Origin of the sequence: Mesorhizobium sp. M6A.T.Cr.TU.017.01.1.1 (assembly GCF_004023115.1) — a bacterium.
GTDB classification, from domain to species: Bacteria; Pseudomonadota; Alphaproteobacteria; order Rhizobiales; family Rhizobiaceae; genus Mesorhizobium; species Mesorhizobium mediterraneum.
This window is the reverse complement of the sequence record NZ_RZTA01000161.1, coordinates 1-10,895: the sequence shown is the minus strand read 5'-3', so window position 1 is coordinate 10,895 and position 10,895 is coordinate 1. Positions and strand designations below refer to the sequence as shown.

The window sequence follows — 10,895 nt, the reverse complement described above, 5'->3', positions numbered from 1 at the left end:
CCCCGACGCCATTGGTGCCGCGAATGCCCGTTCGGATTTCACGCCGCGAGGCCTTGTCGCCTTCGACTACGAACACCTTGTTCCCCTCCATCGCAGCGGACGGGATCAACAGGGCATTTTTCGCAACGCGGATGACGATGTTCACGTCGGTCGACATGCCTATACGAAGCGGCGTGTCGTCCGGCAGGCGGAAACGGACGCGATAGGTCTTCGTCACCGGATCGCCCTTGGGCGTGATGCTGTCGACCACCGCTTCCAGGTTCTGCCTGAGAAACGCATCGGATTTAAGCAGCGCGCGCTGGCCGACCTCGACCCGGGGTATGTCCTCCTCGTTGACCTCGGCGACCACCAGGAGTGGCTTGGGCTCGCCGACCCAGAACAACACCGTGCCGAGCTCGGCGACTTCACCCACCTCGCCGTCCTGCCTGAGCACGACACCGGCGCTCGGCGCACGTAAGACGTAGGTGTCGAGTCGCGCTTTCTGTCCGGCAACCAGCGCCTCGATCTGGCCGAGCTCGCTCTGCGCACGATCAAGCGCCTGCTGGCTCGCCGCACGCCTTTCAGCAAGCACCGTCAGCCGCCGAAGCTCTTCCTGGGCAAGCGCCTGGCGCGCTTCGAGCTCGCCAAGCACGGCCCGGGCCTCGCTGTCGTCGAGCTTGGCGAGCACGTCGCCTTGTGCAACCCTCGACCCTTCGCAATTACATTGCTCGACGATCCTCTCGCGGACCACGGGAGTGACCTTGGCCCAGGTTTGCGGCTCGACGGAGCCACTCGCGTAAACGATTTCCGCCGCGTCGCCGCGTTGTGGCGTCACGACCGAAACCTTGGCCGGCTGCCACAGATACCAAGCGCCGACAGCGGCAGCCGCCGCGACAAAAACGATGCCAACAGTCCAGCGTAGCCGTCGCAAGAAACTCTCCCTCCATCATCGAATCCGAACGTAGGGCGATAGCAGACATAGCACTAGACCGACCGTCGGTCTATAAAGATTGCATAAAGATACGGTTCGTGCTCCTCTTGCCCCAACCTGTACTTTGCGAGGTCGATTTTGCCCCGAGTGATAAAGCCGCCGGAGATACGATCCGCCGAGCTCCTCGACTGTGCCCAGCGGCTGTTCTTCGAGCAAGGCTACGACAGCACGACGGTGAACGACATCATCCGCGAGGCCGGCCTGTCGAAAGGCGCGTTCTACCACTATTTCGCGTCGAAAGAGGCGCTGCTAGAGGCACTCGCCGCACGTCTCGCGCGCGACAGTTTCACCGAGTTGCAACCCGTGCTCAACGATCCGTCACTTGATGGGCTTGGCCGGCTCAATGCGCTCTTTGCCGGCTCGCGACGGCTGAACGTCGAGCTTGCTCCGCAACTGCGCAAAACAATTTTCGTCCTGTTCCGGCCCGAAAACCTTGCCCTCTTCCATCGGGTCGACCAGGCGGCCAGGGAATTGGCAATGCCGATAATCACCAATCTGCTTAGGAAAGGGAGCGAGGAAGGCATCTTCGACGTGCCCGATCCGGATGCTTTCGCCGAGATGTTTTTGCAGCTGCGGCTGATCTTTCGGGATGTGATGCACCGCGCCTTGCTGAAGGCCGAGCAGGGCAATATCGACGAAGCGGCGCGGCTGCTCGACGACCGGCTGCGGCTCTATGGCGTCGCAATTGACCGGCTTTTGAAGCTACCCGATGGAACGATAGAAGCGGCGCAACCCGGGTTTGCCCGGGCTTTCCTCGAAGCAGGCCCGTGAGCCGCCGAGCCCGCCAGGCCGCGGAGCAGCAATTCACCGCTTCGGTAGATCGGACCCACCCCGACCCAGCGCCTCCTCGTACTGCCGTGGAGAGGGCTTTGCCAATGCTGTTCAAATCACGTCAGTGAAAGACCTACACTCGCATTCTCTTCCGGCGTCGCGTTCCAGTAGCCGTATGCCGCGGCGGTCTTCAGGAAATGCTGGACCGCTTCGGCTGAGGGAGGATCCGAATGCCTGCTTTCCCCGGCGATCGGCGTTCCGACTTCCCGGAAGAACCGGCCTATCCTTGACGTGCTGACGAGGATCATCACGGCCGCCTCAGTCGACAGGTTTCGAAAGGCGTGCTTCGCCCCGCCCGGCACATGGAAAATGTCGCCCGGCCGGATCGATACCCAGACGAAGCCTTTCTGCGACTGCGAAAGCCCTTCGATCTCGCCGGAAATCTGGATGAAGGTCTCCGGGTCGGCGTGGCTGTGCAGCGGCACGGTAACACCCGGCGGGATGGTGCCGCGCATGACGCAAGGCTCGCCGTCGCGCGGCGATGTAAGAAACTGGACCACAGGGCCCAGCACGTCGAGCGTCTCGACATTGCGAGGGTCGACGAGATGCGCCGCGCGCTCGCTGATGGCAGTGTCGAGCATCCGATATCTCTCTTTGGTTCGTTATCCCGGCGTATTTGTCCATGCGCCGACAAAGGGCGGCAGCATGATGCACATCTGCTGTTCGACAGCCTCGTTGCGCAGTCGCTCGGCGAGCGTGTCGACCTTCATTTCGGCAGCGGTCGCGGCACCGACGGCCTCGGCCATCGGCAGCAGGCTACGCAAGGTGCCCGCGATATAGTCGTAGATCGGCGAGTCAGGCCCGCTGCCGGCGAGGCCGGCGGAATTCAGCTGCGGCGCAGGCAGCCCTGCGCCGGCGAAAACCATGGGCAGCCTGCCACCCATGTCGACCTCGAAATCCGCCCGCTCGATCGTCTCGATGATCCAGCCGCGGCATTTGCTGAACAGCGGCGCCTCTGGAAAACTGCGGGCGAGCGGCATCGCCATTTCCTGGAAGGCGATGAGGCCGCCCGGCCGAACAAACCCGGCAAGCCTGCGCAGGGTTGCAGCCGGGTCGGGCAGATACATCAGGACCAGCCTGCCGATCACCGCATCGAAGGTCTCGTCGGGCGAGAATTTATCAAGCTCGCCCACAGTGAAGCGTGTCCAGTAACACTGGCCGGATTCGGTGGCGCGCCGCTCGGCAACGTCTACAGCCTCTGCCGAGCGATCGACGCCGAGCACCCTTCCGGTCGGTCCGACCAGCTTCCCGGCCAGCAAGGAGACGTCGCCGACGCCGCAGCCGATGTCGAGCACGCGCATGCCTGGTCCTATCCCCGCGCTGCGCAGGACATGCTCCGTAAGGTCGTGAATGAGCGCTCCCTGCAGCTCCAGGCGCTTGAATTCACCCTCCGTGTAACCCAAGGCATAGGGACGCGGATCCGTGGTGCTCTGATCGCGATCGATCTTCGGCGCGTGTTCGGCAAGCAGATTGTACATCATTTGACTCCATGATTACCTGGATTTGACTCCCGATTATCTGGCCCTCGGCTGCCATATGGCCGCCTGAGCTGGACCGTCACGATCGGAGATCAGTGCTACAAGGTGATTTCCGGAATCGGGAATTGCGTTACGACTGAAACACGCGGCCGTGTCTGACGTACCGCAGAGGCGGAGAACCCTCCGCCGGGCCTTAGGATGCGCCTATGACTTCGGAGCCTGCGGTACGAACACAATGTGCGGTGTCTTCGGCGGACGATCGGGCGGCACATAGTCTGGAACCGGCGTATCGTCTGCCGGCAGCGAAAGCACATATCGGTGTATGGCGCGCAGGTCGGCCTCGGTCATGGCACGCAGGTTGAACCACGGCATAGGGGGGCGCGTCTCGATTGTACGCGCTAACTGTACCCAGTCGTCCTCGTCCATGGTGCGCAAAAGGTAGCGAAGATTGGTTGGATAAGTCGTGCCCCACGGCCCATTGAAGCCGAGAGAGCCGCCGATCAGCCATCGATCCTCGGGGACGTTGCCGGCCTTCTCCAAGTACCCTGGCGTGTGGCAGTCGTTACAGCCGCCAATTTTCACCAGGTATCGACCGTGCTCGATCGAGTCGGCCGCTGTCGCCGAACCCAGCCCATTTCGGTCGACCATCGCGACTGTGAGCACTCCGCCCAGCCCAAGGGCGGCAATTCCGATGAGAGCCCGTCGTATCATCAGCTTCTCCGGTTTGCTGCCATTTGACGCCGACGAGACCATGATCTTTTCCGAAAACCGGTTTCCATTTTTCAGGGATCATGGTTTGGGCGCAGGAGAAACATCGAACAGCCCGGCTACGGGTTGATTTCCGCCAGGGGGACTTTTGGTTACGTCTGTAACGAAGAAACCCACCCGACCCTGATCAGCCTGAATGCAGATGGCGGGCGAGGCATTTTGCAATGGCGGCCGGCAGCAGCGGCTTCTTGATGACTTCGCTTATGCCGGCTGCCGTCAGTTGACGCGATCGGAGCGGGCGGCCGTAACCGGTCATCAGGACAATTGGAAGGTCCGACCGGATCTCATGCAACTGGCCGGAGAACTCGATGCCTGTCATGTCAGGCATGACCTCGTCCGTCAGCACCAGGTCGAAGCGCTCCGGATCGGTGCGGAATGCATTGAGAGCCGCAGGGCTTCGGTCGAACCCGACGGGCTCGTAGCCAAGCGCGGCGAGCATCTCCTCGGCAAGTTGCATCAGCGGCGTGTCGTCGTCCACGACCAGGATCGTCTCGCCATTGCCATGCTGGACCGGAACCTCGGCGCCCTCACCCTCGTCCTCGTCCGCATCGGTCGCAGCGGATTCGATCTGCGGAAAATAGACCTCGAAGATCGTGCCTTCGCCAAGTTGGCTCTTCACGTCCACCGCGCCTCTATGCGCCGCGACGATGCCGTGCACCGTCGACAGGCCGAGCCCGGTGCCTTGCCCCGCCGGCTTGGTCGTGAAGAACGGCTCGAAAATACGCTCGAGCGTCGCCTGATCCATGCCGCTGCCGTTGTCCCTGACGGCGAGGCGGAGATGGCGGCCGGCCGGCAGGTTTCCGTGCGAAAGCATCCGCGCCTCCACGAGTTCCGTCGTGTTGAGAGCGACCTCCAATACGCCGCGGTTGTTCCTCGCCTGCGCCGCGTTGGTGCCGAGGTTCATCACCACCTGCTGAAGTTCGGTCGGATCGCCCATCATCGCGGCATCCGCGCCTGCAAGATGCGTCTCCACTGAAAGTGTGGCCGGGAACGAGGCGCGCAGCAGGTCGACCGCCTCCGCAACCACGGGCTGCGCCCGCAGCGCGTGGTGCTGCCGCTCGCGGCGACGGCCGAAGGCAAGGATCTGCTCCGTGACGTCCTGCGCCCGCCGGCCGGCCTTCATGATCTGCTGGACGTAGCGCCGCGCGCGAGACTCCTTCAGCAGCACCGCCAGCGCCATCTCGCCATAGCCGAGGACGGCGCCGAGGATGTTGTTGAACTCGTGCGCTATGCCACCGGCGAGTATTCCGATTGCTTCCAGCCGCTGCGACTGGTTGAGCCGCGCCTGCAGCGCCTCGCGTTCACGTTCATTGTGCTCGCGCGCGATGGCATTGGCGAAAATCTCGGCGGCGGTGCGCAGCAGGGCGATGTCGTCGTCGGTCCAACGCTTTTCGTGCGTGACGGTATCGAGAGCCAGAAAACCTAGCCGCTCGCCGGCATGCGAGATCGGTATGCACAGCCAGGATTGAAACTGGTGCGCCTGCAGGCATGCCTTCTCCCGCCCTTCAGGAAGCTCGCCGACGCGGGGAACGTCGATGCAGCCTTGCCGCTCGTGGCCCGCCAGCGTCCAGCGTGAAGCGAGCTCGATCATGTCTTTCGACAGGCGGGCCGGCGTGTTCCCGCTCGGACGGCGATAGAAGTAGCCTCCGGAAGATTCCGCATCATGTGTGCGGCTGACGATAATCTGGGCGCCGTCGAGCCCGGCATGTTCCACCAGGCGCGCGAGGCCCTTGCTGATGCCGGCCCGGATGCGGTCGCGCGGCAGATTGATGAACTGGGTGGAGATCGAGGCGATCAGACCCTCGAATTCCAGCCGCTCGCGCAGGATCCGCGCATTGTGGCGCAGCCGGGCGAACAGATAGACCACATAGCACACGAGAACCAACGCGGCGATGTAGAGCAGCGTCTGAAACCGCGCGGCCCGCGCCGCAGCGCGCCCATGCGCATCGAGATAAAGGTCCTGCAGCGCGCGGGCCAGTTCGCTCGTTGGCGCAGTCTGTAGGCGGGCGACGAGGTCGTCGACCGCCGGAAGCCTGGTGACGATAAGCCGGCCGTGGGAGACGAGCGAGTGGACGTCGCTTGGCTGCACGGCATCGACGGACGGCTTGGCCAGCCGGTCGAGCGCAGCGGTCACTGCCCTTGCCGCCTCCGGTTGGGGATCGCTGATGAACCGCGACATTGTGATCATCAGGGCTCCGATCTCGACCGCTCGAAGGCCGTCACCCTCGCTCGTAAGCCGACCGCTCATGTAGTTGAAATAGTTCAGCGAGTTCTGCAGCAGCGCGTTGTCCGACTTGAACGCCTCGACAAGCGTTTCCTCGTCGCGCACCGCGGCGGCGACATCGGCGATCCCCCGGTCGATCTCCGCCCGAACTCCGCCGCTGGCGATGTCCCGGGCGGCTGGCAGCGTCTGCGTCGCAGCGTTCAGGTTCTCGATCGACCGCACAAGCGGATCGTAGCTGCGCAGCAGTCCCGTGCGTGCCCGCAACACATCGCGCTGGAGGGCGGCGTTATAGAGGATGACGGTCCTGAGAGCATCGAGCGTGCGTTCGTGGCGCGCGGCATCAGGAGCCGCGCCCTGCACCAGGAAATAGGTCAGGACGATGAGCAGGCAGGCGACGACCGGCGCCAGGACGCGTAGCGACTTCATTGCTGCAGACGATCGGCTGCGCTGGTCAACGGCTGGCCGCGATACTCGCCCGTCAGCGTCCCGAGGAATTCGACGATAAGATCGGCATCGCGCTGGTCGATCTCCCTGCCGAGCTGGTTCCGCGCCATGATCCTCACTGCCTGTCCAAGCGATGCGGTACGGCCGTCGTGAAAATACGGCGCCGTCACCGCGACGTTGCGCAGGCTGGGAACGCGGAACACATGGCGGTCGCTCTCGGCACCTGTAATGGCGAAACGGCCGAGATCCGCCTGGCTCAAGGTCTTCTGGCCGGCGAAGGGATCCTGGAAGATGCCGAACTTCTGAAACAAATTGCCTCCTACATTGGCGCCTTGATGGCAAGCGATGCAGCCATACGCCTTGAACAGCTGATAGCCATGTTCCTCGTCCGCCGTGATGGCGCCGCGCTCGCCCTTGAGATAGCGGTCGAAACGGGCGTTGGGCGTGATCAGCGAGCGTTGAAAGATGGCTAGGGCGTCGAGCACTTCCGCCTGGCCGGGGGCGGCGCCGTAGACGTCTGCGAATCGCTGTGAATAGTCCGGATCGGAGCGCAATTTCGGCAGCAATTCCTCCCAGCTCGTGTTCATCAGCCTGTCATCGAGCAAGGCTGCCTCGTTCTGCTCCTCGAGAGTGCGGAAATTGCCACGCCAGTTCAGCCGGAAATCGAGCGTTGCGTTGAAGAGCGTCGGCGTGTTGAAGTCGAGCGGCTCGCCATCCGCCGCCGTGGAACGAGCCCTGCCGTCGTCGCCGCTGAGATCGAGCCTGTGGCAGCCGCTGCAGGCGATGACATCGTCATGTGACAGCCGGACATCGTTGAACAGGCTCTCGCCAAGTGCGATCTTCGCCTGGTCGGAAGGACCAATGCCCACTATCGGAGCAATCGGCTCGCCGATCGGAGGGGCCGGCTGATTAACCAAGGCCAACGCAAATGGTGCCGCCGCTGCCAGGCAAAGCGGAACAAAAAGCCCTGCACGAACCTTACCAATCTGCTCATGCGCCATCGAGTGAGCCTGTGGTATCCAATCACGAAGATCATCGGCGCTTACCAACAAATCGCCGAAAATCAACGGTAAGTCTAATAAAGCAACGGCTCGGTCATGGGTTCCATACGTGCGGACGGTCTGAGATGTCAGTCGAACAGAACACTCGCTACAAAGAGCAGTCGAAAGGCAGAATCGAACAGGCAGTGACGCCGAAGCATATTCTTGTCGTCGATGACGACCCCGAAATCCGCGAAATGCTCACCAATTACCTGGAGAGCGAGAACTTCAGGGTCAGCGCTGTCACCGACAGCCGGTCCATGTCGCGTGTCCTCAATGAAAGACCGGTAGACCTGATGATCCTCGACATGCGGCTTGCCGATGAGGACGGGTTTGAAATCATGCGGCAACTCGGCAGTCCGCCGGAAGCTCCCATCATCATTATCACCGGCCACAGACGCGACGAAGTGGATCGCGTCGTTGGATTGGAACTCGGAGCTGACGACTACATCACCAAGCCCTTCAGCCTCAGGGAACTGCTTGCGCGCGTTCGCGCCGTGCTGCGGCGATCGGGGTCAACGCGCCAGAATTCGCGGGGCAAGAAGCACAAACGCTACCGCTTTGCCGGCTGGGAGCTCGACATGCGGATGCGGCGCCTGAAATCGCCCGCGGGCGAAACAACGCCGCTGACCGCGGGGGAGTTCAACCTGCTGGCAGCGTTCCTGCAATCGCCGCAGCAGATCCTGAGCCGCGAGCAGCTTCTCGCTGCCAGCAGGATTCACGACGAAGAGGTGTTTGACCGCAGTATCGACGTGCAAATACTGCGACTGCGCCGCAAGCTCGAGGTCAACCCGAGCGAGCCGAAGCTCGTTGTCACCGAGCGGGGCGCTGGCTACCTGTTCGCTGCCTCGGTTGAGGTGCTGTGACTTTGCCGTAGGCCACGTTCACGGCGGGGCGCAAATATGAAGGTTCATCGCCTTAGCGCATGCACGCTATCAATATTTTCGCCGCCCATCGGCAGCGCCATGTCGTCGTCGAGCAAGCGCGTGATGCGGGCGAAGCCGGCAAAGGCCTTCCTTGCTTGCTCTGCCGACATCCGGCCCGCCAGAGCCGCGGAGCAGCAATTCACCGCGCATTGGTAGACTGGCCCCCGACGGCCTATTGGCCATTTACGCAAGAACCCCATCGCTTCGGCTACACTATAAATTTCTTCGACAGGGCTTTCCTGCCCGCGCGAAATCCGCACAGGCGTAAAGAATTGCAGGCGATCCATCGTTTCCTCCCGGTCGATCGCTATGTGCTTGATCGAACCTTTAAACTCACGGCTGGCCATTTGGATTCCGGCAAACAGAGCCCGGTGAAAAAAGAGGTCGGGCTAAAATGAAGTCTCTCACATCGTTCGACCGAAATCGAATCACCAAACATGACAAACATGCGACGAACCGTTGCGCAGCGCCGATAAGCGCGATTCTCATTGAATATCTTTAAGGTCAAAGCCGGCAAATCAATCGGTTGCCGGTTCTCCAGCGTCAGGCTTAACCTGCGTAGTCAACGCGTGGAGGCGCGCGGCAACCAAGGGGAGGACATCGCAATGACCATACAAGGCGCATCACCCGACCTATACAACGAAGATCTCGCTCCGGCGAAGGTTCGAAACTGGGGACCGTTCTCGATCTTCAACGTCTGGACGTCGGACGTCCACAGTCTCTGGGGCTACTATCTGGCGGCAAGCCTGTTCCTGTTCTGCGGTGGCTTCGTCAACTTCATCATCGCCATCGGCATCGGTTCGCTGATCATCTACGTGCTGATGAACATGGTCGGCTATGCCGGCGTGAAGACCGGAGTGCCCTACCCCGTGCTTGCCCGCGCATCCTTCGGCATCTGGGGCGCCAACATACCAGCGCTGGTGCGCGCCATCGTCGCCTGCTTCTGGTACGGCGCGCAGACGGCGGCCGCGTCCGGCGCGATCGTGGCGTTGCTGATCCGATCGCAGTGGTTCGCCGATTTCAACCAGAACACGCATTTCCTCGGGCACACGGGCCTGGGGGTGATCTGCTTCGCGGTGATCTGGGCACTGCAGCTGCTGATCATCCAGAAAGGCATGGAAACGGTGCGCCGCTTCCAGGACTGGGCCGGACCGGCGGTATGGGTGATGATGCTGATCCTGGCGATCTATCTCTGCGTCAAATCCGGGACTTTTGCCTTCACCAGCGACATCCCGATGGACGTGCTGCTCGACAAGACCAAGGACGCTGGCGTGCCCGGCACGCCGGGCTCATGGACCTCGCTGTTCGCGGTGGCGGCGATCTGGGTGACCTATTTCTCGGCGCTCTATCTCAACTTCTGCGATTTCGCCCGCTATGCGCCGGACAAGGCGTCGCTGCGCAAGGGCAATATCTGGGGCCTGCCGGTCAACCTTATCCTGTTCTCGCTGGTCGCCGGCGTCACCACGATTGCCGCCTTCGACGTCTATGGCGAGGTGCTGCTGCATCCAGACCAGATATCGGCCAAGTTCGACAGCTGGTTCCTGGCGGCGCTCGCCGCCTTGACCTTCGCCGTGGCGACGCTCGGCATCAACGTGGTGGCAAACTTCGTGTCGCCGGCATTCGATTTTTCCAACGTCTTTCCACGGCAGATCGACTTCAAGAAGGGCGGCTATATCGCGGCGTTGATCGCGCTGGTGCTCTATCCCTTCGCGCCATGGGAAGGCAGCGCCGCTTCGTTCGTCAACATCATCGGTGCGACGATGGGGCCGATCTTCGGTGTCATGATGGTCGACTATTACCTGATCCGGAAGGGCGAGGTCGACGTTGAGGCCCTCTACAGGGAAGACGGCGAGTTCCGCTTCCAGAACGGTTGGCACGTCAATGCCTTCATCGCCGCCGGCATCGGCGCGATCTTCTCCTCGGTCCTGCCGAACTTCACCAACTGGCTGCCGTCGTGGTGGGGCGTCTATGGCTGGTTCTTCGGCGTGGCCATCGCCGGCGCCATCTATTACGTGCTGCGTACGATGGCACTTGGTGCCAGAGCCAGGATGGCAAAGGCCTGAGCGGTTTCTGCCTTCTCCCACAAGGAGACCTTTGCACAGAAGCCGAACGGTGATTCTGTGGTGAAGGTTGGAGCAGGGAGATTCGGGATGGCGGATCGTGTTTTGGGTCAGTTGAGTCTGGCGGACGGTCTGGCGGCGTCGGATGAGACGA

10 protein-coding genes are annotated in these 10,895 nt (G+C 62.1%); 3 read left to right on the top strand and 7 right to left on the bottom strand.

The features are described 5' to 3' along the window. Positions 1-883: efflux RND transporter periplasmic adaptor subunit (locus EOB36_RS31100; RefSeq protein ID WP_245467946.1), on the bottom strand; the 883-nt coding region annotated here is incomplete at its 3' end. A gap of 174 nt (positions 884-1,057) precedes the next feature. Here EOB36_RS31100 and EOB36_RS31095 point away from each other — a divergent pair. Then, positions 1,058-1,741, top strand: a complete 684-nt coding sequence (locus tag EOB36_RS31095; RefSeq protein WP_245329868.1) for a TetR/AcrR family transcriptional regulator — start codon at positions 1,058-1,060, stop codon at positions 1,739-1,741. Between the two features lie 116 nt (positions 1,742-1,857). On the opposite strand, the gene EOB36_RS31090 is transcribed toward EOB36_RS31095, so the two are convergent. From EOB36_RS31090 to EOB36_RS31070, 5 genes are all read right to left on the bottom strand, one after another. Then, positions 1,858-2,382 carry a cupin domain-containing protein gene (locus EOB36_RS31090; protein WP_128286376.1) on the bottom strand — a complete coding sequence of 175 codons (525 nt, stop codon included), beginning with the start codon at positions 2,380-2,382 and terminating at the stop codon, positions 1,858-1,860. 21 nt (positions 2,383-2,403) lie between these two features. Further along, positions 2,404-3,282: a class I SAM-dependent methyltransferase gene (locus tag EOB36_RS31085; RefSeq protein WP_128286375.1), complete on the bottom strand. Its 879-nt coding sequence runs from the start codon at positions 3,280-3,282 to the stop codon at positions 2,404-2,406. A 201-nt stretch (positions 3,283-3,483) separates the two neighbouring features. Beyond that, the gene (locus EOB36_RS31080; RefSeq protein WP_206637226.1) at positions 3,484-4,032 is read right to left on the bottom strand and encodes a cytochrome c; all 549 of its coding nucleotides are present in this window, start codon (positions 4,030-4,032) and stop codon (positions 3,484-3,486) included. A gap of 142 nt (positions 4,033-4,174) precedes the next feature. Next, the gene (locus EOB36_RS31075) at positions 4,175-6,697 is read right to left on the bottom strand and encodes a two-component system VirA-like sensor kinase (RefSeq protein WP_128286374.1); all 2,523 of its coding nucleotides are present in this window, start codon (positions 6,695-6,697) and stop codon (positions 4,175-4,177) included. Further along, complete coding sequence (locus EOB36_RS31070) at positions 6,694-7,584, bottom strand: cytochrome c peroxidase (protein ID WP_164897668.1); 891 nt, start codon at positions 7,582-7,584, stop codon at positions 6,694-6,696. Before EOB36_RS31070 ends, EOB36_RS31075 begins: the two co-directional genes overlap by 4 nt. Before the next feature lie 59 nt (positions 7,585-7,643). On the opposite strand from EOB36_RS31070, the gene EOB36_RS31065 reads away from it, so the two are divergent. Next, on the top strand, positions 7,644-8,621 hold the full coding sequence (locus tag EOB36_RS31065; protein ID WP_348631844.1) for a response regulator: 978 nt from the start codon (positions 7,644-7,646) through the stop codon (positions 8,619-8,621). A gap of 44 nt (positions 8,622-8,665) precedes the next feature. On the opposite strand, the gene EOB36_RS31060 is transcribed toward EOB36_RS31065, so the two are convergent. Beyond that, positions 8,666-8,968: a DUF982 domain-containing protein gene (locus EOB36_RS31060; RefSeq protein ID WP_095485556.1), complete on the bottom strand. Its 303-nt coding sequence runs from the start codon at positions 8,966-8,968 to the stop codon at positions 8,666-8,668. A 318-nt stretch (positions 8,969-9,286) separates the two neighbouring features. On the opposite strand from EOB36_RS31060, the gene EOB36_RS31055 reads away from it, so the two are divergent. Continuing rightward, positions 9,287-10,744, top strand: coding sequence for an NCS1 family nucleobase:cation symporter-1 (locus EOB36_RS31055; protein WP_128286372.1), 1,458 nt, complete (start codon positions 9,287-9,289; stop codon positions 10,742-10,744). The last annotated feature ends 151 nt before the right edge of the window (positions 10,745-10,895 follow it).